Annotated in this window: 23 protein-coding genes; 11 read left to right on the plus strand and 12 right to left on the minus strand. The window is 52.0% G+C overall.

All coding sequences use genetic code 11. The features are described 5' to 3' along the window. Window positions 1-7: 7 nt before the first annotated feature. On the plus strand, window positions 8-409 hold the full coding sequence (mutT, locus tag ACM615_RS19975; RefSeq protein ID WP_112287009.1) for an 8-oxo-dGTP diphosphatase MutT: 402 nt from the start codon (window positions 8-10) through the stop codon (window positions 407-409). Window positions 410-480: 71 nt separating this feature from the next. On the opposite strand, the gene yacG is transcribed toward mutT, so the two are convergent. The 3 genes from yacG to coaE are packed head-to-tail and all read right to left on the minus strand — an operon-like array spanning window position 481 to window position 2,062. Further along, window positions 481-678: a DNA gyrase inhibitor YacG gene (gene yacG, locus ACM615_RS19980; RefSeq protein WP_112286938.1), complete on the minus strand. Its 198-nt coding sequence runs from the start codon at window positions 676-678 to the stop codon at window positions 481-483. Between the two features lie 9 nt (window positions 679-687). After that, window positions 688-1,440 (minus strand): cell division protein ZapD, encoded by a 753-nt coding sequence (gene zapD, locus ACM615_RS19985; RefSeq protein WP_113876347.1) that lies wholly within the window; start codon window positions 1,438-1,440, stop codon window positions 688-690. Continuing rightward, window positions 1,433-2,062 (minus strand): dephospho-CoA kinase, encoded by a 630-nt coding sequence (coaE, locus tag ACM615_RS19990; RefSeq protein WP_113876348.1) that lies wholly within the window; start codon window positions 2,060-2,062, stop codon window positions 1,433-1,435. Before coaE ends, zapD begins: the two co-directional genes overlap by 8 nt. 241 nt (window positions 2,063-2,303) lie before the next feature. On the opposite strand from coaE, the gene ACM615_RS19995 reads away from it, so the two are divergent. Continuing rightward, on the plus strand, window positions 2,304-3,347 hold the full coding sequence (locus ACM615_RS19995) for a GMP reductase (protein ID WP_132966691.1): 1,044 nt from the start codon (window positions 2,304-2,306) through the stop codon (window positions 3,345-3,347). 67 nt (window positions 3,348-3,414) lie between these two features. Here the strand turns inward: ACM615_RS19995 and hofC are convergent, their stop codons facing one another. The 4 genes from hofC to nadC form a co-directional block, all read right to left on the minus strand. Then, window positions 3,415-4,635, minus strand: coding sequence for a protein transport protein HofC (gene hofC, locus ACM615_RS20000; RefSeq protein ID WP_431012388.1), 1,221 nt, complete (start codon window positions 4,633-4,635; stop codon window positions 3,415-3,417). Next, window positions 4,632-6,125, minus strand: coding sequence for a type II secretion system protein GspE (gene gspE, locus ACM615_RS20005; protein ID WP_431012389.1), 1,494 nt, complete (start codon window positions 6,123-6,125; stop codon window positions 4,632-4,634). The genes hofC and gspE overlap by 4 nt, the downstream gene beginning before the upstream one ends. Beyond that, window positions 6,122-6,571, minus strand: a complete 450-nt coding sequence (ppdD, locus tag ACM615_RS20010; RefSeq protein ID WP_112286932.1) for a prepilin peptidase-dependent pilin — start codon at window positions 6,569-6,571, stop codon at window positions 6,122-6,124. The genes gspE and ppdD overlap by 4 nt, the downstream gene beginning before the upstream one ends. Before the next feature lie 291 nt (window positions 6,572-6,862). Further along, on the minus strand, window positions 6,863-7,756 hold the full coding sequence (nadC, locus tag ACM615_RS20015) for a carboxylating nicotinate-nucleotide diphosphorylase (protein ID WP_132966697.1): 894 nt from the start codon (window positions 7,754-7,756) through the stop codon (window positions 6,863-6,865). Window positions 7,757-7,850: 94 nt separating this feature from the next. On the opposite strand from nadC, the gene ampD reads away from it, so the two are divergent. Together ampD and ampE are read left to right on the plus strand one after the other, a co-directional pair. Further along, entirely contained in the window at window positions 7,851-8,423 is a 573-nt protein-coding gene (gene ampD / locus ACM615_RS20020; RefSeq protein ID WP_129639729.1) for a 1,6-anhydro-N-acetylmuramyl-L-alanine amidase AmpD, read from the plus strand. Window positions 8,424-8,483: 60 nt separating this feature from the next. After that, window positions 8,484-9,338, plus strand: coding sequence for a beta-lactamase regulator AmpE (gene ampE, locus ACM615_RS20025; RefSeq protein ID WP_113876353.1), 855 nt, complete (start codon window positions 8,484-8,486; stop codon window positions 9,336-9,338). 70 nt (window positions 9,339-9,408) lie between these two features. Here ampE and ACM615_RS20030 read toward each other — a convergent pair whose 3' ends face one another. The 3 genes from ACM615_RS20030 to aroP all read right to left on the minus strand — a co-directional run bounded on the left by ACM615_RS20030 (window position 9,409) and on the right by aroP (window position 13,405). Further along, window positions 9,409-10,386, minus strand: coding sequence for a glycoside hydrolase family 43 protein (locus ACM615_RS20030; protein WP_431012390.1), 978 nt, complete (start codon window positions 10,384-10,386; stop codon window positions 9,409-9,411). Beyond that, window positions 10,379-11,821 (minus strand): glycoside-pentoside-hexuronide (GPH):cation symporter, encoded by a 1,443-nt coding sequence (locus tag ACM615_RS20035; protein WP_431012391.1) that lies wholly within the window; start codon window positions 11,819-11,821, stop codon window positions 10,379-10,381. Before ACM615_RS20035 ends, ACM615_RS20030 begins: the two co-directional genes overlap by 8 nt. A gap of 213 nt (window positions 11,822-12,034) precedes the next feature. Further along, window positions 12,035-13,405: an aromatic amino acid transporter AroP gene (aroP, locus tag ACM615_RS20040; protein ID WP_431012392.1), complete on the minus strand. Its 1,371-nt coding sequence runs from the start codon at window positions 13,403-13,405 to the stop codon at window positions 12,035-12,037. Window positions 13,406-13,833: 428 nt separating this feature from the next. Here aroP and pdhR point away from each other — a divergent pair, with 428 nt between their 5' ends. The 4 genes from pdhR to lpdA all read left to right on the plus strand — a co-directional run bounded on the left by pdhR (window position 13,834) and on the right by lpdA (window position 20,987). Then, a complete protein-coding gene (gene pdhR, locus ACM615_RS20045) occupies window positions 13,834-14,604 on the plus strand; it encodes a pyruvate dehydrogenase complex transcriptional repressor PdhR (RefSeq protein WP_112286925.1) in 771 nt (256 codons plus the stop codon). Between the two features lie 161 nt (window positions 14,605-14,765). Beyond that, window positions 14,766-17,429 carry a pyruvate dehydrogenase (acetyl-transferring), homodimeric type gene (gene aceE, locus ACM615_RS20050; RefSeq protein ID WP_112286924.1) on the plus strand — a complete coding sequence of 888 codons (2,664 nt, stop codon included), beginning with the start codon at window positions 14,766-14,768 and terminating at the stop codon, window positions 17,427-17,429. Window positions 17,430-17,442: 13 nt separating this feature from the next. Next, window positions 17,443-19,350 (plus strand): pyruvate dehydrogenase complex dihydrolipoyllysine-residue acetyltransferase, encoded by a 1,908-nt coding sequence (gene aceF / locus ACM615_RS20055; protein ID WP_113876357.1) that lies wholly within the window; start codon window positions 17,443-17,445, stop codon window positions 19,348-19,350. A gap of 212 nt (window positions 19,351-19,562) precedes the next feature. Then, a complete protein-coding gene (gene lpdA, locus ACM615_RS20060) occupies window positions 19,563-20,987 on the plus strand; it encodes a dihydrolipoyl dehydrogenase (protein ID WP_165353190.1) in 1,425 nt (474 codons plus the stop codon). A 55-nt stretch (window positions 20,988-21,042) separates the two neighbouring features. On the opposite strand, the gene ACM615_RS20065 is transcribed toward lpdA, so the two are convergent. After that, complete coding sequence (locus ACM615_RS20065) at window positions 21,043-22,155, minus strand: ROK family protein (protein ID WP_431012393.1); 1,113 nt, start codon at window positions 22,153-22,155, stop codon at window positions 21,043-21,045. A gap of 22 nt (window positions 22,156-22,177) precedes the next feature. Further along, window positions 22,178-23,008, minus strand: a complete 831-nt coding sequence (locus tag ACM615_RS20070; protein WP_431012394.1) for a glycerophosphodiester phosphodiesterase — start codon at window positions 23,006-23,008, stop codon at window positions 22,178-22,180. A 227-nt stretch (window positions 23,009-23,235) separates the two neighbouring features. Here ACM615_RS20070 and ACM615_RS20075 point away from each other — a divergent pair, with 227 nt between their 5' ends. From ACM615_RS20075 to ACM615_RS20085, 3 genes are read left to right on the plus strand one after another with little or no spacing between them, the layout of a single operon-like run. Further along, the gene (locus ACM615_RS20075) at window positions 23,236-24,327 is read left to right on the plus strand and encodes an ABC transporter ATP-binding protein (protein WP_112286919.1); all 1,092 of its coding nucleotides are present in this window, start codon (window positions 23,236-23,238) and stop codon (window positions 24,325-24,327) included. Beyond that, window positions 24,314-25,177, plus strand: a complete 864-nt coding sequence (locus ACM615_RS20080) for an ABC transporter permease (RefSeq protein ID WP_431012395.1) — start codon at window positions 24,314-24,316, stop codon at window positions 25,175-25,177. The genes ACM615_RS20075 and ACM615_RS20080 overlap by 14 nt, the downstream gene beginning before the upstream one ends. Next, a complete protein-coding gene (locus tag ACM615_RS20085) occupies window positions 25,174-26,010 on the plus strand; it encodes an ABC transporter permease (protein WP_113876361.1) in 837 nt (278 codons plus the stop codon). Before ACM615_RS20080 ends, ACM615_RS20085 begins: the two co-directional genes overlap by 4 nt. Window positions 26,011-26,019 lie beyond the last annotated feature (9 nt).

Below are 26,019 nucleotides of genomic sequence, written 5' to 3' on the forward strand. Positions count from 1 at the left end.
GGATACTGTGACGCTTAAACAACTGAATATCTCAGTCGGCATTATTCGTAATGCTCAGAAAGAAATCTTTATTACTCAGCGCGATGTGTCATCGCATATGGCAGGTTTCTGGGAGTTTCCCGGCGGGAAAATTGAAGCAGGTGAAACGCCGGATCAGGCAGTGATCCGCGAATTGCAGGAAGAAGTTGGAATCGATGCGCAATCACCGGTACTGCTGAAAACGCTGGAGCATCGTTTCCCGGACCGCATCATCACGTTGCATTTCTTCCTGGTGGAAGAGTGGCAAGGTGAACCTTATGGCAAAGAAGGGCAGCCTAAACGCTGGGTTGCACAGTCTGATTTGAAAGAGGAAGAGTTTCCTCCGGCTAACGAAGCCATCGTAACGGCCCTTAAAAACAATAAGTACTGATGACGCACTTGTTGTGGATGACATGATCAAAAAAGGGGCCAAAGCCCCTTTTTGCGTACTCATGATCTGACTTAAATCTCTTCTTCACTCCAGTCGTCCAGGTCATTCACATCGCCTTTACTCGGGATGCGTTTCTCTTCATCGGCCCATTCACCGAGATCAATCAACTGGCAGCGCTTGGAACAAAAAGGGCGGAAAGGGCTTTGTTCGCCCCAAACCACCGTTTTGCCACACGTCGGGCAATTTACTTCAATAATTTCAGGATCCATGTGCAACTCCTAGCAGCAGGCAAGTTCGAAATTCAGTCGTGCGGGAACCACGCCATGTTCGCTGTCCAGGGGTAAAAAGCGAATGGCATAACGGGTTTTATGCCCGGATACTTGCGGATAAAGTTGGTTTTCCATCGAGAGGCGCAATCGTAACAGATCTGCGCCTTCTGCGTTGTCCTGGAAAAAACCATTCAGGCTGATCTGATTACGAAACGCGCCAGACTGGCGGATCAGCCCCAAAACCATAGTGAGTGAGTTATTCAGCGGGGCGAGCGTTTCGAGCCAGTTTTTCACTTCGCTGTCACGCTGGGACTGAGCCAGATGCAGCCATATGTGCAGCGTCGGGAGATCAAAACTACAGCAGCCACCTGGAATACTCAGACGCTGGCGGACCAGAGCAATCAGGCGATCTTCCTTCAGCGCCTGTCCGATGCGTGGGGCTTTCATCAGCACGGAGGCGCACTGTTTGAGCTCGCTACGCAGGCCGTCAACTCTTGAAAGATCCACGCCCGGAACGTCTTTCCACTGGGATAATTTTTGTTGCTGGCGTTCCAGTTCTTTCAGTAAATCAGTACGGACTTCTCCGCGCTCCAGTACGTCGAGCAAATCAGATGCGGTACGGAAAAATAACAGGGCAGAAGCAATGGAAGTGATTTGTGCATTAGAGTGCATCTGTTGCAACAAAAACTCGATACGCAGCCAGGTGCGCATTTTCTCATTCAGGGGATGTTCAAAAAGAACGGTTGCAGCTACATCAGTCATGCTTGGCAATATCCTGTCTGTTTACTGATGCCGCAAATTCCAGATAGCGGCAATGTAATAGGGCAACACGCGGTTCAATGGATTTCGGGTCACCGCTGTTATCAATGATGTCATCCGCACAGGCCAGCCGCTTTTCACGACTTACCTGCGCAGCAATAATATTTTCTGCCTGCTGACGACTAATTCTGTCGCGAAGTAGGGTGCGTGAAAGCTGAATCTGAGGCTCAACATCCACTACCAGTACGCGATTTGCCCGCGTCTGTAATCCATTTTCAATCAGCAATGGCACTACCCAGAGCACATAGGGCGTATCGGCCTGTGCAAAAAGCTGCTGTGTTCTGGCATGAATGATGGGGTGCAGTAACTGGTTAACCCATTCTTTATCAGGCGGATAGCTGAATATCTTTTCCCGCAGAGCCGGGCGGTTCAGTGAGCCATCGGCAAGAATAATTTCGTTACCAAATCGCTGATGGAGCTGATCCAGCGCAGGTTCTCCCGGCGCTACTACCTGACGGGCGATAATATCGGCATCGACAATGTTTACACCGTGGCGGGCGAAACTTTCGGCAACTGTACTTTTGCCACTCCCGATACCTCCGGTCAATGCAACGATATAGCTCATGCGGATGCTCTGATAAAATTAGACAGGTAAATGATAAAGAGATTGTGATTAAGTGCAAGCCGTCGTCGTCCCGCTTTTCATGCGAAAACTATTCAGCAGCACAATCAAAAGTCTGTGATGTGAGTTGCAAAAGCCATCTTGCCGTTGTCATTTTCCTGTGTATGATAAAACCACTGGAAAGGGTGTCTAAAAATTTGCTGTACACCCTAGCGACCCGTCGCCAAACCAGGACAAACCCGTCATGCGTATTGAAGAAGATTTGAAGTTAGGTTTTAAAGACGTACTTATCCGCCCTAAACGCTCCACTCTCAAAAGTCGTTCCGAAGTCGAACTGGAACGCACATTCACATTCAAACACTCTGGTATCAGCTGGTCTGGCACACCGATCATTGCCGCGAACATGGACACCGTCGGAACATTCCGTATGGCGACCGTTCTGGCTTCTTTCGGTCTTTTGACCGCGGTACATAAGCATTATACCGTAGAACAGTGGCAGGCATTTATCACGTCTTCGGATGAATCCGTCCTGCGCAATGTGATGGTGTCGACCGGAACATCAGAAGCGGATTTCGTTAAAACTCTGCAAATTCTGGCTCTTTCCCCACTGTTGCAATTTGTTTGTCTGGATGTAGCGAACGGGTACTCCGAGCATTTTGTCGGTTTCCTGCAACGTGTTCGTGAAGCCTGTCCGGATAAAGTGATCTGTGCCGGTAATGTGGTCACCGGCGAAATGGTTGAAGAGCTGATTCTTTCAGGTGCAGATATCGTTAAAGTCGGTATCGGTCCAGGGTCTGTCTGTACCACTCGCGTGAAAACCGGTGTGGGTTATCCGCAGCTTTCTGCGGTTATCGAATGTGCAGATGCGGCGCACGGGCTGGGCGGACAGATTGTCAGTGATGGCGGCTGTGCGGTTCCTGGCGATGTAGCGAAAGCCTTCGGCGGCGGTGCTGATTTCGTCATGCTTGGCGGTATGCTGGCTGCGCATGACGAATGTGAAGGTACAGTCGTTGAAGAAAATGGCGAAAAATTCATGCTTTTCTATGGCATGAGTTCAGAATCTGCGATGAAACGTCACGTCGGTGGTGTTGCAGAATACCGTGCGGCAGAAGGTAAAACGGTGAAATTACCTCTGCGTGGTCCGGTTGAAAACACTGTGCGCGATGTCCTCGGTGGCCTGCGTTCTGCCTGTACTTATGTGGGTGCTGAGCGTCTTAAAGAACTGACCAAACGCACGACCTTTATCCGCGTCGCGGAACAAGAAAACCGTCTGTTCGGCAGTAAATAAGCCGGCAATGGCTGATGCGGCGAGACTCGTTTTCGCCGCTTTCTGCTCTTTCTGCTTTATCCTCTTCCTATCCCATCACTGACCCCAGCTGGAATATCGGCAGATACATTGCAATCACCAACCCGCCCACAATGACGCCCATTACCGCCATCAGTACCGGCTCAATGGTTTGCGATAACGTATCCGCCAGTGAATTCGCTTTATGATTATGCAGTTGCGCGAGCTTTTGCAGTAACTCATCGAGAGAACCTGACTCCTCACCGATTTTAATTAGCTGATGGCATAAGGTCGGAAACAGTGGTGACTGAACAAAAGCTTTGTGTAACGGAACCCCTTGTATGATCTGCTCACGTATCTGGCTCAGCGCGGCCTGAAAATGCAAATTGGATACAGACGCAGAAGCCGCCGCCAGCCCCGCAATTAACGTCATTCCGGCCTGTTGTGTCATGGCCAGTGTCTGAAAAATCTGTCCGAGGCTGCTGTCGGTGACCAGCCGTGAAGTCAGGGGCAACCGCAGCAGAAGCATCTGTTCACGGCGTTTCCAGCGTACGTGCGGATGCATTTTTTGCAGATACCCAAAACAGCAAAACAATAATCCTCCTGCTATCCACGGGCCTGCTGTGATTAATGCTTCTGATGTGTTGATTAACATCTGAGTAAACCACGGTAACTTAGCATCAAAGGATGCATAGATTTTCGCAAACTCAGGCAACACCAGGGTCAGCATCAGCAGGGTAACAATCGTGGCGATCGCGCTGACAATCAGCGGATAACGCAGAGCCTTTTTCACCTTATTTCTTAACTCCGCCTGTTGTTCCTGCTGACTCGCCAGTTGCAGGCAGCATTTGTCGAGTTGTCCCGTCAGTTCTCCAATCGAAATAATTTGCCGGTAAATATCAGGGAACGTGTCGGGATAATGCCCCAGCATCTCTGAAAGAGGCTTTCCTTCACGAACTCCTTTGGCGATATTTAACAGCACGCAGTTCCATGCCGGTTTCGTATGCTCATTGCCCAGCAGCGTCAGGCTATTAATCAGGGGTAGTCCGGCCTGCAGAAGTGTCGCCAGCTGTCTGACAAAGGCGACGCGATCCTGATTTTTCCAACAATTTCCTCTCAGGCGTTGCCTCATCCTGACACTGACCGGCTGTAAGCCAGCAGCAAAAAGCTGCTGGTAGATGATGTCTTTATTTATCTCAATGCTGTTGCCTTGCTGAATGCTTCCCTGGGTATCAACTGCCTGCCATTGATAAAGCCTCCATTTTTTAGAAATAGCCCCGATTTCGCTCATAAGCCAGTGTCTTCGCCGGTGACTCTGTAAAGCTCCTCAAGCGAGGTAATGCCTTGCTCGACCAGCAACATTCCCGCTTCCTGCAAGGTTTTCTGCCCCTGCTCACGGGCGATTTTACTCAGCTCAGTGACGCCCGCTCCGGCGACCAATGCCTGCTGTAACCTGGGCGTGATATTGAGTATTTCGTAAATTCCCGTACGCCCGTAGTAGCCGGAAAAACATTGATGGCAACCCGCGGCCAACCAAAGTGGCAACGTACCGCTGCGGCCATCCGGGCCTTTTTCGACCAGTGACATATGTGCTTTTCGGCAATGCGGGCAGAGCTTTCGAACCAGCCGCTGTGCAATGACCAGACGTAAACTGGCTGCAATATGAAAAGTCTCGATCCCCATTTGTCTCAGACGGGTCAGGGTCTCGCAGGTGGAATTGGTATGCAGGGTGGAAAGCACCATATGCCCGGTCTGCGCCGCTTTTACGGCAATCTCGGCTGTTTCTTTATCCCGGATTTCACCGACCATAATCACGTCAGGATCCTGACGTAATAATGCCCGCAGGACACCGGCAAAACTCAGATCTGTTTTGCTGTTGATCTGCGTCTGATTAATGCCGCTGACCGGGATCTCAATCGGGTCTTCGACGCTGCAGATATTGCGGGTAATGGCATTCAGATGTCGCAGACCTGTGTAGAGCGTGACTGTTTTTCCGCTCCCTGTCGGACCTGTGACCAGAATCAATCCTTGCGGATGTTTAAGCGCGGCCTTGAAATAATCGAGATCACGCGGCGTGAATCCCAGCTGTGACATCGACAGATCCTGCTGCGTCATATGGAGTATCCGCAGCACAATTTTTTCGCCGTGCAGCGTTGGCAGGGACGAGACCCGCATGGAATATCGCTGATTTTGTAACATCACCGAAAGCTGCCCGTCCTGCGGCAGTCTGCGTTCTGCCACGTTGAGCTCTCCCATGATTTTCAGACGTGCACAGATACCGGCGGCCATTGCAAATTCAGGGCCGGGGATTTCTTGTAGTACGCCATCAATCCGGACGCGAACCCGGAAACTGTGCTCAAAAGGTTCAAAGTGAATATCCGATGCGCGGCGGGTGATAGCGTGCCTGAGGATCTGATTAAGTACATTGATCACTGGCGCATCGCTTTGGGCATCCAGTTCATTCTCATCACGAGGTACAGAAGGGGTGAGCTCTTCCTGCGCGACAAGTTGTGGCGATCCTGAATGGCCTTTTTCCATCACCTGTTCCAGCCGCGCCTGTGGCCAGCGTTCAAGCTGGACTTTTAATCCGGTGGCGAAACGCAGCACGTTGCTCAGGGATTCCGTGTCCGCCTCACTTTCATGGCAGGCAACGCGAATTATCTGCGGGTCACGATGTAAAATGACGGCTTTATATCGCTGACACAGGGCTTCAAGCGATGCTTCGCTTTGCTGCCTTTCGCTGTGTACCCGCGAAACAGGAACCAGTGGAGTATCGGTCATTGTGTTGCTCCCTGACTGTCAAAGCGGAATACGCTTTCGCAGGCCTCAACCATCGACGTGTTAGCGGCATTCGTACAACTGCGATTCCAGACAATCCCTCCGGCCACATTATCGACAACCGGCGTCATGACGACGCTGAGCCCTTCCAGCGCCTGTTGTCCGGTGAGCGAGATGACGCCTGTGCTGACTTGCACCTGGCTGACGTAACGGCTGCTGGCTGCTGCGGGTATTCCCTGAGTGCCTGCATCGCAACCCGTCAGAGTGCCGGAATCAATCACACACAATTCGACGCCGGTTTTATACGGCACCATGGTTTGCAGCATGTCGGTCATGGCGGCCTTCTGGATATAACTCTGGTAAGCGGGTATACCGATGGCACTGAGGATCGCAATAATCGCGATCACTACCATCAGTTCAATGAGGGTAAATCCTTGTTGCCGGTGCATGGCGTTCTCCGTTTTGTAAAACTGCGTGGGTAAAGCTCGTGCAGCAAACTAAACGCAGAAATAACCAGACTCCAGCCCCATTGTTGGCTTCTCCAGGATGTCTTCCAGGATAAATATGTATGTCAGTCAGGTTGGCAAAACTTTTGCGCGATGCGCCGCAACAATGAAGATGAAATGAAAAAGGGGATGGCAGTCAGACCGGGAGAATGAGAGGGTAATGCGGCAAGATGAAATAGACCGAAAGAAGTCGTGTTGCCCCTGAAAAGGAAGTCAGGGGCAACAGCGTTGCGATTAGCTAAAGCGCATGGAGAGATCCATGGCTCTGACATGTTTGGTGAGCGCGCCGACGGAAATGTAATCCACGCCGGTCTCTGCGAATTCACGCAGTGTTTTTTCCGTGACGTTACCGGAGACTTCCAGCAGTGCTTGGCCGGCAGTCAGCGCAACGGCATCACGCATCATCGGCACGGTAAAGTTATCGAGCATGATAATGTCAGCTTTGGCATCCAGCGCCTGCTGAAGTTCATCAATGGATTCGACCTCCACTTCTACAGGAACGTCGGCATGGATCCACAACGCGCGCTCCACGGCCGCTTTGATTGAGCCACAGGCGATGATGTGGTTTTCTTTAATAAGAAATGCATCAGCCAGACCCAGACGGTGATTGCTTCCGCCACCGCAGAGCACGGCATATTTCAGTGCAGTACGCAGACCCGGCAAGGTTTTGCGGGTGTCCAGCAACTGAGTTTTGGTGCCCTGCAGAATTTTCACATAGTGATTCACTTCGGTTGCCACACCCGAGAGGGTTTGCACAAAATTCAGGGCGGTGCGTTCGCCGGTCAGCAACATCCGGGCAGAGCCGGAAAGTTCGCATAAGGTCTGGTTTTCAGAAACTGTATCACCGTCTTTTACATGCCATTTAACGGTGATTTTATCCCCGGCCAGTTGCTTAAAGACTTCATCCAGCCAGCGTTGCCCGCAAAAAATACCGGGTTCACGGGTGATGATGGTGGCGGTCGCGTTTTTATCCTGTGGCAATAATTGTGCCGTTAAGTCATTGTTAGCATTAGCTTCTCCGCCGAGGTCTTCGCCCAGGGCTTGAGTGACAAGAGCAGGAATATCATTCTGGATACGTTCGAGTAACTGTGCGCGGCGACTTTCAGGGCTGTAGCTGCGGGTAGACATACAAATACTCCGAAATGGCGGATAAGAAGGACAAAAAAACATGCTACCCTGTTGCTGTGATAAGTACCACACAAGCACATCATTGAGGTCTTTGATGCACTTAGAAGAAGGCTGGATAGCTGAAGCCCGGCGGGTTGTTTCTCCCCATTTTGATCTCCGTCCTGACGATGAAATCCCCTCGTTGCTGGTTATCCACAACATCAGTTTGCCGCCCGGGAAATTCGGTGGTCCCTATATTGATCAACTCTTTACCGGTACGCTGAATCCGCAGGACGATCCTTATTTTGAAGGTATCCACCAGTTGCGTGTGGCGGCACATTGCCTGATCCGCCGCGATGGCGAAATTGTTCAATATGTTCCTTTTGATAAACGCGCCTGGCATGCGGGTGTTTCCAGCTGGCAGGGTCGCGAGCGCTGTAATGATTTCTCAATCGGCATCGAGCTGGAAGGCACGGATTTTGAGCCGTTTACTGACGCGCAATATCGCAGCCTGGCCGCTGTTACTGAGCTGTTAATTAAGCACTATCCCATTAATCTTGATGCCATTACCGGACACAGTGATATTGCTCCGGGGCGTAAGACCGATCCCGGCCCTGAATTTGACTGGGCATTTTATCGCAAGCTGATAGCCCTGCCGGTAGGGCAGAATAGCGCTTCTGACCAGTGAGTTAACGCGGTCTCTGGTGCGTGTTTAAGCATGTGATGTGTTGAGAGAGAGTGACAATCGATGACGTTATTTACTTTGCTGCTGGTGCTGGCTTGGGAACGGCTGTTCAAACTGGGTGAACACTGGCAGCTGGACCATCGGTTCGAAGTGATATTCCGCCGAGGGCGGCAGACTTCCTTAGTGAAAACGCTGGCTATCATGGTCATCTGGATGGCGGTGATCTGGGTCGTCCTGCGAGCGCTACAGGGGATATTCTTTGGCGTACCGACACTGATTTTATGGGTGATTTTGTGTCTGCTGTGCATTGGCGCGGGGATTAAACGTAAGCATTATCGCGCTTATCTTAAGTCAGCCCGTCAGGGGGATGCCGACGCTTGTAAGGAAATGGCCGAAGAGCTGGCGCTGATCCACGGTCTGCCAACGGATTGCACAGAAGAAGCCCGTTTGCGGGAACTGCAAAATGCGCTGCTATGGATTAACTATCGCTACTATCTTGGCCCTTTATTCTGGTTTGTGGTGTGTGGTCCCTGCGGACCGATAGCATTAGGCGGATACGCGGCTTTACGCGGTTATCAGACCTGGCTGGCGCGCCACATGACGCCTTTGAAACGTGCTCAGTCCGGCGTTGATTCCCTGTTACATATTCTGGACTGGATCCCGGTTCGTCTGGCCGGTGTGGCTTATGCCTTGCTGGGGCACGGCGAGAAGGCTCTGCCGGCCTGGTTTGCTTCGCTGGGTGATATTCACTCGTCGCAGTATCAGGTATTAACCCGTCTGGCACAGTTCTCGCTGGCGCGTGATCCGCACACCGATCCGGTACAAACGCCTCGTGCGGCCGTCGGTCTGGCGCGTAAAGTGACGATGATTATTCTGGTGGTTGTGGCGCTGCTGACGATTTACGGCACGCTGATTTAACGAGACTTTTGTTGCTGAGACCGCCAATTAAAAAAGCCCGGTACATTTACATGTCCGGGCTTTTTGCTTTCTATCCGCGCTGCTTTTGTAAGGTCAGCGGACGGTTATCGGCGGCGGGTTCACCGAAGTCAGGCAGGCCATTTTCATCCCAGCGAAAGGTTTTGATGCGCGTATGCCGGTTCGGGTCATACAGCGGATCGCCTTCAATTTCTGTGTAATTTCTGGCGTGGTATACCAGCACATCTTCGCCTTGTTCGTTGCGGGTAAAGCTGTTGTGGCCGGGGCCGAACTGTTTGTTCTGCGCCTGGGTAGTGAACACCGGATGCGGAGATTTATGCCAGCTCGCCGGATCCATCAGGTTGCTGCTGAGATCTGCCCAAAGCAAGCCGATACAGTAATTTTCATCGGTGGCGCTGGCGGAATAAGTGATGAAAATCTTATCGCCATGCGTGATCACGGCCGGGCCTTCGTTAACCCAAAAACCGATGATTTCCCAGTCCAGCTCCGGCTTGCTGAGCATGACCGGCGGAGATTTCAGTGTCCACGGGTTTTCCATTTCAGCCAGATACAGATTCGAGTTTCCGCGAATTGCCGGATCTTTCTGCGCCCACAGATAATAGTTTTTGCCCTGATGCTCAAAGTGCGTGGCATCCAGCGAGAAGCTGTCGATCGGGGTCTGGATCCGGCCTTTCTCCTGCCATTTCCCCGTGAGCGGATCTGCTTCTTCGCACACCAGCGCATACATCCGGTGCTGGAATAATCCGTCCACAATCTCCTGCGATGGTGCAGCGGCGTAATAGATAACCCATTTCCCGTCGATAAAATGCAGTTCCGGCGCCCAGATCAGTGCGCTCATCGGGCCGGTTTCAGGTTTATGCCAGACGATGGTGGCTGGCGCATTGGCAAGTCCGCTCAGCGTTGGCGAGCGGCGGATCTCCAGCCGGTCGTATTCAGGAACCGACGCGATAAAGTAATAATTTCCGTCGCTGTGCAGCCAGATATGCGGGTCTGCCCGTTGCTCAATCAGCGGATTAGGGTAATTACTCATGTTTCAGCTCCTTGCTGTTCAGTGGGACGCTGGCGATATCCGCGCCCTGTGTATTTTTTGCACCGTGATATTCATTCAGTTCGCGGTAATTACGGCGGCGAATTTCGAGATCAGCCTGAATGGTACGCATGGTTTCGCGATCCACTTTCAGTAAACGCACCACACCGGCAGTAATCAGATATCCCACGCCCGGAATGATGGTGAACAGCAGCATAATTCCGTTGATTGCGTGATCACTTTGCTGCGCTGCTCCGGCGTTGTAGCCATAAGCTGACAACAGGAATCCGACCATTGCACCGGCTACCGCCAGTCCGCATTTAAGGAAGAACAGGTTGCCGGAGAAGCTGATGCCGGTCACGCGTTTACCGGTTTTCCATTCGCCGTAATCATCCACATCGGCCATCAGCGACCAGTGCAGCGGGGAAGGGAGCTGATGCATGATGTTCAGGATGAAGTACGCTACCAGGATCAGCGTTGTCGCATGCGGATCGAGGAAATAGAAGCCGCAAGAGAAAATGGTCAGGATAATGTTGGCCCAGAAGAACACTTTCAGTTTGCAGTATTTATCGGTCAGCGGTTTTGCCAGCGCGCTGCCGATCATCATGCCGACCACACCGAGGCTGATAAACATACTGGCAAATGACGTAGATTTTTCCATGACCCAGGTGACGTAATACATGGTGGCTGCCATACGGATAAAGCCCGGACATACGTTACAGAACGTCAGCAGCAGGATGCGCACCCACTGGTCATTTTTCCAGACATCTTTCAGATCAGATTTCAGGGCGTGTTTAGACGGCACCGCTGGCTGGATACGTTCTTTCACTGAGCTGAAGCAGAACAGGAACATAAACAGCGCAATGATCGCCATTACGCCCATCGACATCTGGTAGCCCTTGGCTTTGTCCGCGCCACCGAAAAAATCTGCCATTGGCAGCAGGGTGGAAGACAGGATAAGTGTTGCGATCCCCACCATAAAGAAGCGGTAAGACTGGCAGGCAACACGTTCGTGCGGATCGGCAGTAATGACGCCACCGAGCGAGCAATAAGGAATGTTAATGGCTGTGTAAGTCAGAGACATCAGGAAGTAAGTCACAAAAGCATAGATAACCTTGCTGTTGTAGCTCCATTCCGGCGTGGTGAACATCAGTACGCTGAACAGAACATACGGCACCGAAACCCATAACAAATACGGGCGGAACCGTCCCCAGCGGGTGCTCGTACGGTCGGCAATCGCGCCCATAATCGGGTCGGTGACGGCGTCGATAACGCGCACGGAGAGCAGCAATACACCAACCAGCGCCGGGGCTAAACCGAAAACGTCCGTATAAAAATAATTAAGAAACAGCATGATGGCGCCGCCAATCATATTGCAGCCTGCATCCCCCATGCCGTACGCCACTTTCTCTTTGAACGACAGCGCGCCTTCCTTCATGGATGTTCTCTCCGCATAGATGTCAAAAGGACAGTTGTTAAAAAACTGTTTGATAGCTCAGAGTATTGGCTCAGGAAGGGAATAAGAGTCAGGAGGTAAGAGTCATGAAGATGGACGATTTGGTCATCTCAGAAAAAGTGTGACCTGTATAACAGGACGCCCCGGCAAGTGACTTAACCGGGGCGTCTGAGGATTTTAAATTATTACTCTTGCTTAAGCGTTAACGGATTTCCCGCTTTGCTGATTCTTGATCCAGTAACCAATGCCCAGAACTACCAGCCAGACAGGGATCAGCCATACGGAGATCGCCATGCCCGGAGTGATCGCCATGATCACCAGAATTGCCGCCATAAACAGCAGGCAGATGTAGTTACCCATCGGATACAGCAGCGCTTTAAACTTAGGTTCCACGCCTTCACGACGCTTCGCCTGACGGAATTTAATGTGTGCCAGGCTGATCATCGCCCAGTTGATCACCAGTGCAGAAACCACCAGCGCCATCAGCAGACCAAACGCTTCGGCTGGCATCAGGTAGTTAATCAGAACACATAGGGCAGTAGTGGCCGCAGAGACAAGGATAGACGTCACCGGCACGCCGCGTTTGTCCACTTTCATCAGGGATTTCGGTGCGTTGCCTTGCTGCGCCAGACCAAACAACATGCGGCTGTTGCAGTAAACACAGCTGTTGTAGACCGACAGCGCGGCAGTCAGGATCACCACGTTCAGTGCGTTGGCAACCAGTGCATCACCCAGTTCATGGAAGATAAGGACGAACGGGCTGGTGTCCGGCCCGACGCGGGTCCACGGCATCAGGGAAAGCAGCACGGCCAGTGAGCCCACATAGAAAATCAGGATGCGGTAGATAACCTGGTTGGTCGCTTTAGGAATGCTGACTTCAGGATTATCGGCTTCTGCCGCTGTAATCCCCACCAGCTCCAGGCCACCGAACGAGAACATAATGATGGCCATCATCATCACCAGCCCGGTCATACCATGCGGCAGGAATCCGCCTTGCTCCCACAGGTTACGTACTGTCGCCTGCGGACCGGCTGTGTCGCTGAACAGCAACCAGCCGCCGAACAGGATCATCGCCACAACCGCAACCACTTTGATGATCGCAAACCAGAATTCCATCTCACCGAAGACTTTAACGTTAGTCAGGTTGATGGCGTTGATCAGCACGAAGAAGGCCGCCGCAGAAACCCAGGTAGGAATTTCCGGCCACCAGAATTGAATGTATTTACCGACTGCGGTCAGTTCTGCCATCGCCACCAGCACGTACAGAACCCAGTAGTTCCAGCCAGAAGCAAAGCCTGCGAACCCACCCCAGTATTTGTAAGCAAAGTGGCTGAATGAGCCCGCAACCGGCTCCTCAACAACCATTTCACCTAACTGGCGCATGATTAAAAAGGCAATAAAACCTGCAATTGCGTAGCCAAGAATAATCCCCGGCCCCGCAGACTGAATGACGGAAGCGCTGCCCAGAAACAGCCCTGTACCGACGGCCCCACCTAGTGCAATCAGCTGAATATGGCGGTTTTTGAGACCACGCTTCAGCTCATCGCCTTGTTGTTGTTCAACCATTTACCTGTCCTCTGTCATTGGGGCAAAACCCATAACATTCTGTGTGTTAGAGAGAATGTAAGGCGATAATTACACTTTTTGTATCTAATTATTTACGGCTGGATTGTACCTAAAAAGCAGGATCATCTACCGTTCGCGCAAGAATAATGTTATGCGCAAAAGTTTGCACGGGGTTTATGCATCATCTGCATAACAAATAGCCAAATTGACTGTAAATTTGTTCAGGATCTAAAAAATGTGATCCGCGACTGGGTAAAAACCATAAATGATAAAAATTTGTTAAATTGTGCGGGGTCGACGCATTTACTGGGTAGCCATATGGACACAAGGTGAATACTTTGTTACTTTACGGCCACGTTTTTTAAATTGGTATTACCAATTGACTCCGGCAACTTACAGAGTCGCTACTCGCAGAGAACAGCACATATATGGCTTACAGCAAAATCCGACAGCCTAAGTTATCCGATGTGATCGAGCAGCAACTTGAGTTCCTGATCCTCGAAGGCACTTTGAGGCCCGGGGAAAAGCTTCCGCCAGAGCGCGAGCTGGCCAAACAGTTTGATGTATCGCGACCTTCTCTCAGAGAGGCAATCCAAAGCCTGGAAGGGAAGGGGCTACTCCTGCGCCGTCAGGGTGGTGGCACTTTCGTACAAAGTAACTTGTGGCAAAGCGTGAGTGACCCGCTGGCTGAGTTACTGGCCGACCATCCTGAATCACAATTCGATCTCCTTGAAACACGCCATGCCCTTGAAGGGATCGCTGCCTATTACGCGGCGCTTCGTGGCACAGAGGAAGATTTGCAGCGCATTCGTGATTGTCACGTGGTCATACAGACCGCACAAGACAGCGGGGACCTGGACGCAGAAGCCGACGCGGTAATGCAGTATCAGGTTGCTGTAACAGAAGCAGCGCATAATGTGGTGCTGCTGCATCTGGTTCGCTGTATGGGACCGATGCTCGAGAAAAATGTTCGACAGAACTTTGAATTGCTTTACTCCCGCCGCGAAATGCTGGCGATGGTAAGCAACCACCGCGCCAGTATTTTCGAGGCGATTGTTGCACGGGAACCAGAAAAAGCGCGTGCCGCATCTCACCGTCACCTGGCGTTCATTGAAGAAGTTTTGCTGGATCTCAGCAGGGAACACACCCGGCGGGATCGGTCTTTACGACGGCTCCAGCAACGAAAAGATGAAAGTTAGCCCACGAGGTTAATTTTTAGAGTCTTCATTTGAGGGCTCACGGCAACTACATGACGGGCCTGTCTTCGTGCGCTTTCTCATCACGAAGACCGTTTTAAAAGAGCGCAGGAAGACAGGCTCCAGATAAACCAACGTATTAGATACAGATAAGGAAAAGCACCATGTCAGAACGTGTAAATAATGACGTGGATCCGATCGAAACTCGCGACTGGCTACAAGCGATCGAATCGGTCATCCGTGAAGAAGGTGTTGAGCGTGCACAGTTCCTGATCGACCAGGTTCTCAGTGAAGCGCGTAAGGGCGGCGTGAGCGTCGCTGCTGGTGCAGCCAGCCGTAACTACGTCAATACCATCGCTGTTGAAGACGAACCTGAATACCCGGGTAACCTGGAGCTGGAACGTAACATTCGTACCGCTATCCGCTGGAACGCCATCATGACCGTTCTGCGTGCGTCCAAGAAAGACCTGGAACTCGGCGGCCACATGGCGTCCTTCCAGTCTTCTGCGACCGTGTACGAAGTGTGCTTCAACCACTTCTTCCGTGCGCGCAACGAGAAAGACGGCGGCGATCTGGTGTACTTCCAGGGCCACATCTCTCCGGGCGTGTATGCGCGTGCTTTCCTTGAAGGCCGCCTGACTGAAGACCAGATGAACAATTTCCGTCAGGAAGTTCACGGTAAAGGTCTGTCGTCTTATCCGCACCCTAAACTGATGCCTGAATTCTGGCAGTTCCCGACCGTATCCATGGGTCTGGGCCCGATCGGTGCAATCTACCAGGCTAAGTTCCTGAAATATCTGGAACACCGTGGTCTGAAAGACACTTCCGCACAGCGCGTTTACGCATTCCTGGGCGACGGTGAAATGGACGAACCAGAATCCAAAGGTGCGATCACCATCGCGACCCGTGAGAAACTGGACAACCTGTGCTTCATCATCAACTGTAACCTGCAGCGTCTTGATGGCCCTGTCACCGGTAACGGCAAAATCATCAACGAACTGGACGGCATCTTTGCAGGCGCTGGCTGGAACGTGATCAAAGTCATCTGGGGCAACCGTTGGGATGAACTGCTGCGTAAAGACACCAGCGGTAAACTGATCCAGCTGATGAACGAAACCGTGGATGGCGACTACCAGACCTTCAAGTCCCGTGACGGCAAATACGTTCGTGAGCACTTCTTCGGCAAATATCCTGAAACCGCTGCGCTGGTCAAAGATATGACCGACGACGAAATCTGGGCGCTGAACCGTGGTGGTCATGATCCGAAGAAAGTCTTCGCTGCACTGAACAAAGCACAGAACACCAAAGGCCAGCCGACCGTTATCCTTGCGCATACCATTAAAGGTTATGGCATGGGCGACGCTGCCGAAGGTAAAAACATTGCTCACCAGGTGAAGAAAATGAACATGGATGGCGTTCGCTACATCCGTGATCGCTTCAGCGTGCCAGTTACCGATGAAAATCTGGAAAAACTGCCGTACATCACTCTGGAAAAAGACTCTGCAGAATACAAATACCTGCATGAGCGTCGTGCTGCGCTGAAAGGCTACCTGCCGACTCGTCTGCCAAACTTCACTCAGAAGCTGGAAATGCCGAAACTGGAAGACTTCTCACAACTGCTGGAAGAGCAGAAGAAAGAGATCTCTACCACTATCGCTTTCGTCCGTGCCCTGAACGTGATGCTGAAAAACGACTCCATTAAAGACCGTCTGGTCCCGATCATCGCCGACGAAGCGCGTACATTCGGTATGGAAGGTCTGTTCCGTCAGATTGGTATTTACAGCCCGAACGGCCAGCAGTACACCCCGCAGGACCGTGAGCAGGTTGCTTACTATAAAGAAGACGAGAAAGGTCAGATCCTACAGGAAGGTATCAACGAACTGGGTGCCGCGTCTTCATGGCTGGCCGCAGCGACGTCTTACAGCACCAACGATCTGCCAATGATCCCGTTCTACATCTACTACTCCATGTTCGGTTTCCAGCGTATCGGCGACCTGTGCTGGGCAGCGGGTGACCAGCAGGCGCGTGGCTTCCTGATCGGCGGTACTTCAGGTCGTACTACCCTGAACGGTGAAGGTCTGCAGCACGAAGATGGTCACAGCCATATTCAGTCTCTGACTATCCCTAACTGTATTTCTTACGATCCGTCTTACGCTTACGAAGTTGCTGTCATCATGCATGACGGTCTGGTGCGTATGTACGGTGAAGCGCAGGAAAACATTTATTACTACATCACCACGCTGAACGAAAACTACCACATGCCAGCCATGCCGGAAGGCGCGGAAGAAGGCATCCGTAAGGGTATCTACAAGCTGGATACGCTGGAAGGCAGCAAAGGTAAAGTGCAGCTTCTGGGCTCCGGTTCTATTCTGCGTCACGTACGTGAAGCGGCTGAGATCCTGTCCAAAGACTACGGTGTGGGTTCTGACGTTTATAGCGTTACTTCCTTCACTGAACTGGCCCGTGACGGTCAGGACTGTGAGCGCTGGAACATGCTGCACCCGACTGAAACCCCACGCGTTCCGTACATCGCCCAGGTGATGAGCGACGCGCCAGCAGTTGCTTCCACCGACTATATGAAACTGTTTGCTGAACAGGTTCGTACTTACGTTCCGGCCAGCGATTATCGCGTACTGGGTACTGACGGCTTTGGTCGTTCAGACAGCCGCGAAAACCTGCGTCACCACTTCGAAGTGGATGCGTCCTACGTTGTGGTTGCTGCGCTGGGTGAATTGGCTAAACGCGGTGAAATCGAAACGTCTGTAGTGGCTGAAGCCATTAAGAAATTCGATATCAACCCAGAAAAAGTTAACCCGCGTCTGGCATAAGAGGTAAAGACAGATGGCTATTGAAATTAACGTACCGGACATCGGTGCAGATGCAGTGGAAGTCACCGAAATTATGGTGAAGGTGGGCGATAAGGTTGAAGTTGAACAATCGCTGATCACCGTTGAAGGCGACAAAGCTTCTATGGAAGTGCCTTCTCCACAAGCTGGCGTGGTCAAGGAAATTAAAGTTGCGGTCGGCGATACCGTCGAAACCGGCAAACTGATCATGATCTTTGAAGCCGCTGACGGTGCTGCTGATGCAGCACCTGCGAAACAGGAAGCCAAAGCAGAAGCTAATGTTCAAGAGAGCGCTGCTGCTGCCCCTGCTTCCAGCGAAAGCAAAGAAGTGAACGTACCAGACATCGGTGGCGACGAAGTTGAAGTCACTGAAATCATGGTTAAAGTAGGCGACACCGTGACAGCTGAACAATCGCTGATCACCGTAGAAGGCGACAAAGCCTCTATGGAAGTCCCTGCGCCGTTCGCGGGCAAAGTTAAAGAAATCAAAATCGCTGCGGGCGACAAAGTCAGCACCGGTTCTCTGATCATGGTCTTCGAAGTGGCTGGTTCTGGTGCAGCCGCACCTGCCGCTGCTGCAGAAACCCAATCAGATGCGGCCCCTGCGGCTCCGGCTCAGTCCGGCAGCAAAGAAGTGAACGTACCTGATATCGGTGGCGACGAAGTTGAAGTCACTGAAATCATGGTTAAAGTTGGCGACAAAATCAGTGCAGAACAGTCACTGATCACCGTTGAAGGCGACAAAGCCTCAATGGAAGTCCCGGCGCCGTTCGCGGGTACTGTGAAAGAAATCAAAATCGCTGCGGGCGACAAAGTCAGCACCGGCTCTCTGATCATGGTCTTCGAAGTAGAAGGCGCTGCGCCTGCTGCTCCGGCTGCTAAGAAAGAAGAAGCGGCTGCTCCTGCGAAACAGGAACAGAAAGCGGCGGCTCCGGCAGCAGCTAAAGCTGAAAGCAAAGGCGAATTCACTGAGAACGACGCTTACGTTCACGCCACGCCGGTTATCCGTCGTCTGGCCCGTGAATTCGGCGTTAACCTGGCGAAAGTGAAAGGGACTGGCCGTAAAGGTCGTATCCTGCGCGAAGACGTTCAGACTTACGTGAAAGACGCGGTCAAACGTGCTGAAGCCGCGCCGGCAGCAGCAACGGGTGGCGGTCTGCCAGGCATGCTGCCTTGGCCGAAAGTGGACTTCAGCAAGTTCGGTGAGATTGAAGAAGTCGAACTGGGCCGTATCCAGAAAATCTCTGGTGCGAACCTGAGCCGTAACTGGGTGATGATCCCGCACGTTACGCACTTCGACAAAACCGATATCACTGAGCTGGAAGCGTTCCGTAAACAGCAGAACGATGAAGCCGCTAAACGCAAACTGGACGTGAAATTCACCCCGGTGGTCTTCATCATGAAAGCCGTTGCCGCTGCCCTTGAGCAGATGCCACGCTTCAACAGTTCCCTGTCCGAAGATGGTCAGAAACTGACGCTGAAAAAATACATCAACATCGGTGTGGCGGTTGATACGCCAAACGGTCTGGTTGTTCCGGTCTTCAAAGACGTGAACAAGAAAGGCATCGCCGAGTTGTCCCGTGAGCTGATGGCTATCTCCAAGAAAGCCCGTGACGGTAAGCTGACTGCTGGCGAAATGCAGGGCGGTTGCTTCACTATCTCCAGCCTCGGTGGTATCGGGACGACCCACTTCGCGCCAATCGTCAACGCGCCGGAAGTGGCTATCCTCGGTGTTTCCAAGTCTGCTATCGAGCCAGTCTGGAACGGTAAAGAGTTCACACCGCGTCTGATGATGCCAATGTCGCTCTCCTTCGACCACCGTGTTATTGACGGTGCCGATGGTGCGCGCTTCATCACCATCATCAACAACGTGTTGTCTGACATTCGCCGTCTGGTGATGTAAGTGAAAAGCCGGCCAATCGGCCGGCTTTTTTCTGATAATCTCTTCATGCTGTTTGGGATTTTCGGGCGCTAAGCACAAATCGTATGCCGTTTGTTGTTTCAAATTTGTTAACATTTTTGTAAACTGCGGGCGGATAGAACGACCCGGTGGATGATGGGCGTTGCGACATAAAAATGACGTCAGACCCGCCGGACATAAATTAAGAGGTCATGATGAGTACTGAAATTAAAACTCAGGTCGTGGTACTTGGGGCTGGCCCTGCGGGCTATTCTGCTGCTTTCCGTTGCGCTGATTTAGGTCTTGAAACCGTACTGGTTGAGCGTTATTCCACTCTCGGTGGCGTGTGCCTGAACGTTGGCTGTATCCCTTCTAAAGCTCTGCTGCACGTCGCGAAAGTGATCTCTGAAGCAAAAGCACTGGCAGAACACGGTATTGTTTTCGGTGAGCCGAAAACTGACATCGACAAAGTGCGTGTCTGGAAAGAAAAAGTCATCAACCAGCTGACCGGTGGTCTGGCAGGTATGGCGAAAGGCCGTAAAGTCAAAGTCGTGAACGGCTTGGGCAAATTTACTGGCGCAAATACTCTGGTTGTTGAAGGCGAAAACGGTCCTACGACCATCACTTTCGATAATGCCATCATTGCGGCGGGTTCCCGTCCAATCAAACTGCCATTCATTCCACATGATGACCCGCGTGTCTGGGATTCTACCGATGCACTGGAACTGAAAACCGTCCCTGAGCGTCTGCTCGTGATGGGTGGCGGCATCATCGGTCTGGAAATGGGCACCGTTTACCACGCGCTGGGTTCGCAGATTGACGTGGTAGAAATGTTCGATCAGGTGATTCCTGCGGCTGATAAAGACGTGGTGAAAGTCTTCACCAAGAAAATCAGCAAGCAATTCAACCTGATGCTCGAAACCAAAGTGACCGCGGTAGAAGCCAAAGAAGACGGCATCTACGTCACGATGGAAGGCAAGAAAGCCCCTGCAGAACCACAGCGTTACGACGCGGTGCTGGTGGCTATCGGCCGTGTTCCTAACGGTAAACTGCTGGAAGCGGGCGCTGCAGGCATTGAAGTTGACGACCGTGGTTTCATCCACGTCGACAAACAAATGCGCACCAACGTGCCACACATCTTTGCCATCGGCGACATCGTCGGTCAGCCAATGCTGGCGCACAAAGGTGTTCACGAAGGCCACGTGGCTGCCGAAGTTATCTCCGGCAAGAAACACTACTTCGATCCGAAAGTCATTCCATCCATTGCCTACACTGAGCCAGAAGTTGCCTGGGTTGGCCTGACTGAGAAAGAAGCGAAAGAAAAAGGCATCAGCTACGAAACCGCCACCTTCCCGTGGGCAGCTTCAGGCCGTGCCATCGCTTCCGACTGTGCAGACGGCATGACCAAACTGATCTTCGATAAAGAATCTCACCGTGTTATCGGTGGTGCGATTGTCGGTACTAACGGCGGCGAGCTGCTGGGCGAAATCGGTCTGGCAATCGAAATGGGTTGTGATGCAGAAGATATCGCGCTGACCATCCATGCTCACCCGACTCTGCATGAGTCCGTGGGTCTGGCAGCAGAAATCTACGAAGGCAGCATTACCGACCTGCCAAACCCGAAAGCGAAGAAAAAGTAATTTTCTCCTTTGCTGATAAACGCCTCTCCGGAGGCGTTTTTTTTTGCCCGGCGGACTATGCCTGATTAATCACCTGATACAACGGGATCATCGCCGCGCCCCACGAGGCGCTTTCGGCACCCATCGGGGAGTTCACCAGCCTCACTTTCGGGCGGTCTGGATCAAGCCTGGCATCGAGTTTTTGCGTTAAAACCTCAGCCAGCCTTTCGGTGATGGTTTTCGGCATGGCCCCGCCTAAAATAATCAACTGTGGATCCAGCCATTGCAGACACCCCATGATGCTCTGCTCGACCTGATCGCAACAGCGTGAAAACCAGACTTCCAGCAAGGGATGCTGTTCTGCGGTGAGTGCCATTAGTTGCGCTTCGCTTAACCCTGCCTGAGTGAGCGTCGCGACCAAATCTTTATAGGATGGACGCGGTTTATCGCCGGGAAATGCCATACCGGCTTCACCGGCATTCAGAAACCCGCCGCGCAGGAGTTTGCCATCGGCGATAATCCCGGCACCAATCCCGTAACCGAGATCGATAAACGTTATGTCACGATAGGAATTCCACGTACCAGAATACAGCTCGCCAATCGCCGAGGCATTGGCGTTGTTTTCAACCCATGTCGGCCACGGCAAATTGTCCTCAAACGCCTGTTGCAGGTCGACATCGCGCCAGCTTGAAAGCCAGGCCACACAGTGGCGCTTTTTGCCATCGGGCTTTAGAAAACCCGGCACGGCATAACCCATGCCGAGGATGCGCGCATGTTGAAGCTGGCGTTTTTTTAGCGTCTGCTCTACCAGGTTTTTAATCTGTTTTAGTGTGGTGGCAAGCGGCTGATTTTCCTGATGAGGCTCAGAAATACTCAACAGTTTGCGGCCACTGAGATCGACCAGCGTCATGTCGATAAAGCCAGGGCTGAAAGCCAGCCCGACCGCACATGCGCCGCCAGGATTAAGCCGCAGGGGCAGCGACGGTTGTCCGCGCTGTCCCATATTGCGTTCGCCTTCGATAACCAGACCCGAAAATAAAAGCTCCCGGCATTGTTGGGTGATTGCCCCCGCAGTGAGATTTGAATAGCGCGCCAGTTCGGCGCGTGTCACCGGTGCATGGCGACGAATCAGCTCCAGCAGCAAACGTTGGGTAGGGCGCAGTTCCAGACGGTCAGGTTTTACATTCATAATATGGCTATCATTTTTGTTATCAGGCCCAGCGCAGTCCCGCTTCTTCAATCAGCGCCTGCAGGTACGGAAGATCATCATGGCTGAGCATATCGATCAGACCTTCACGCAGCCAGCCCATGATCTCGGGGCGACTATCATACCCGAATTTGTGCTGGTACTGCTCCAGTGGCGTCATGCCATTTTTCACTTCATGCAGGTACATGCGTACCCCCAGTCCCGCCTGTTTATAGGCACGAAGATCGTCAACATGGGCGAACTCATATTCAAAACAGACGCAACTGGCATGGGAATGCTGCACGGCGGCCAGTTGATTGTTGTAACGCTCCAGCGTCACGACCTGCAATGCTAAATCTGGGATCAGGGCTTTGACGCGGTTAATCAACACATGATTAAACCCCAGTAACTGAATATGTGACAGCGCCTCTGGCATTGACTGCAACAAGGCAACCAGATGATACACAAATTCGTCATGTCGGCGACATTGCTTCACTTCCACGATCAGGCCCATGCCATTCTCTGCCGCCCAACGCAGAATATCCTGCAATAAAGGGATCGGCGTGCCAGCAAATTGTGCATGGTACTTAACGCCGAAATCAAATTGCTGTAACTGCGCGAGCGTCATTTGCTCGACAAAACCGGTGCCGGTCGAAACGCGATCAATGCGGTGATCGTGTGTGACCACCAGATGATTATCTGCGGTCAGATGAATATCTAACTCAATGCAATGCGTCCCTGATTCTTTTGCTCCGATAAACGCGGGCAGAGTGTTTTCAGGATAACGGCTGGAGTAGCCGCGGTGACTGTTTGCCAGCACGATGCCTTGTGCGGCCTGATGAAAGTTAAACGCCATGGTTGTTCCTCATGCGATTCCAAAGTTTGAGTATTAAATTTACTCTTTAAACTTAATTAGAGAAGAGAAATTTATACCCTGGCAATATTTACGTGTTAATAAGTTGATATTAATCGTATTTATCTTTACATCTTGTGTTGTTTTTGGTTTTGAGGATCTTTGTCACATAAATTTTATGTTTAGTGTGTAAATTTAATCGACGAGTTTTAACACAGGATTTGTACACTATGTCGACGCTTTCACTGGAACAGGTTACAAAGCAATTTGGCGCATTTTACGCCGCCCGCGAGATCTCCTTTACCGCCGAGGAAGGTGAATTTGTCACCCTGCTTGGCCCGAGCGGATGTGGTAAAACCACGCTACTCAAAATGATTGGCGGGTTTCATCAGCCAGACAGCGGACGCATTCTGATTAACGGGCAATCCGTTAATAATTTGCCGCCGGAAAAGCGCAACACCGCAATGTGTTTTCAGTCGTACGCGCTGTTTCCGCACCTGAATGTGGCGCACAACATCTGCTTTGGTTTGAAGCAAAAACGCCTCCCTCTTGCCGAGCAGCAACTGCGGCTGGCAGAGGTTTTGAAGCAGGTTGGCTTGCAGGATCAGCACCTGAAAATGCCGGTGCAGCTTTCTGGCGGGCAGCAGCAACGCGTGGCGCTGGCCAGAGCGATGGTTACGCGCCCGGATGTGGTGCTGTTTGACGAGCCGTTGTCCAATCTGGATGCGAAACTGCGTGAAAGTGTGCGTTTTGAAATCAAAGAGTTACAGCGGCAATATCAACTCACGTCCATTTATGTCACCCATGATCAGGCCGAAGCGTTGACCATGTCCGATAAGATCGTGGTGCTCAATGCGGGCAATGTGGAGCAAATAGGGCCGCCAGAAGAGATTTATTACCGTCCTGCTAACCGTTTCGTCGCCGATTTTATTGGCGCGGCCAATATCGATATCGCCCACATCACGCCTGCGGAACAGCCTGGTTTTTATCGGGTTCGCTGCCAGTTAGGTGAGTTTTACGTACGTTCTCCGCGTCCCCCGCTTGCTGAGCATTGCTATATCTGCTGGCGGCCTGAAGATGCGCGCTTTGTGCCGCAGCCACAAACCGGCGATAACCATTTCTTCCTCACGCTGCGCAAAATGGCGTTTATGGGCAACCTGACCGAAGCATGGGGCGATAACGATGACGGTAAATTGTCGGTGCGTCTGCAACTGATCAAAAAACCGCAGGCCGAAAGCGGGGCGCGGGTTTGCTTCCGTTTACCCGAGGATGCGATTCACTTCCTCGAGCCGGTAGCGGAGGGGCACGATGAAATGGCGTAATGAGCTGACCGCCTGGCTGATGATGATCAGTGGATTGGGCACCATTGTGTTGCTGATGGGATCGACCTTTTACGTGGTGCTGGTACAAAGCATCGGCTATTTCAATCTTTCCGGCGACAGCCAGTTTTCGCTCGAATACTGGCAAAACGTATTACAGGATCCGGTGCTGCACAGCGCGCTGATCTATTCGGTTAAAGTCTCAATATTGGGGGCTTTCGGTGCCGTACTGCTCTCTTACCCGCTGGCGTTATGGCTCCGTCAGCCGCTGGTGGCGAAAGAAGGTATTGTTGCTGTTTTGCGTGCGCCGATGTTTATTCCCGGCCTTGTGGCGGCATTTCTGTTCATCAATATCATTGCTTATCACGGCGTGATCAATGAGCTGTTGCTGGCGCTGGCCGTTATCGATCAACCGTTGCGTATGCAGAACGATGACTTTGGCTGGGGCGTCGTTATCTTACAAATCTGGAAGAATCTGCCGTTCGCGCTGATTCTGGTCGGTGGCTCAGTTAACGCAATCCGTACCGATATACTGGACGCGGCGAGTAACCTGGGTGCCAGCCGCTGGCGCTGTTTTCGGGACGTTATCTTTCCCCTGACGTTACCCGCAGTGCAAGTGTCCCTGATCCTTATTTTTATCGGTGCCCTGGGCGACTTTGCCTTCTTCTCCGTCGCTGGCCCGCGCAATACCTACTCGCTGGCTCGCCTGATGCAGGCCACGGCCATGGAATACGGGGAATGGAATAACTCTGCGGTTATTGCTGTGATTATCATGCTGACGGCAGCATTGGGTACCTTGCTTATCGCCGTCCTCCTGACACCCCTCGCCACCCGTAAAGGAGAGGTCAAATGAACCGTACGGCGAATGGACGTCTGATCGTCAGGATTTCACTGTTGTTCTTTATTCTGGCCAATCTGGTCTGGCTTGGACTGCCATTTTCAATGGCTATCTTATGGTCGCTGGTTGACCCGCAACACCCGTGGAGCTATCCGGACTTATTCCCGCAAGTGTTGTCGATTAACCGCTGGATACAGGTGTGGCAGCAAACTTCGCTGTCAGAAGCCCTCTTTAACAGCTACACCATTGCGCCCGCCGTGGCGATGCTGAGTTTACTGTTGTCGCTACCCACCGCTTATGCGTTTGGGCGCATGACTTTTCGTGGCAAAGCCGTTGCGGAAATGCTCACGCTGATCCCACTGGTCATGCCAGGTATGATCATCGGGATCTTCTTCAGCGCCATGCTGATGAATCTGAATATCAGCAACCCGTTTATCAGCATCGTGTTAGGGCACACTGTGCTGACGCTGCCTTACTCGATCCGCATTATGTCCGCAGGGTTTAAAGCGGTGCCGCAGGATTTGATTGATGCCAGTCGCGATCTCGGTGCCAGCCATTGGGGAACGTTCTGCAATGCTTTTTTACCGATGCTCAAGCCCAGTTTCCTGGCCGCGTTGATTTTTTGTCTGGTGCGCAGTTTAGAAGAGTTCAGCATTTCATACGTCCTGGGCGCGCCAGATTTTATTACCGTGCCGACCATTCTTTATTCCTTTCTCGGCTATTCCTTTGTGCGCCCGGATGCGGCGGTAGTCTCAATGATCCTGGTGATCCCGAATGTCGTCCTGATGGTCATTATTGAGAAGCTGTTGAAAGGGAATTATCTGTCACAGTCAACCGGCAAGGCGTGATCCTTGATA

Source organism: Rahnella sp. PAMC25617 (genome assembly GCF_050606005.1).
Lineage (GTDB): Bacteria > Pseudomonadota > Gammaproteobacteria > Enterobacterales > Enterobacteriaceae > Rahnella > Rahnella variigena.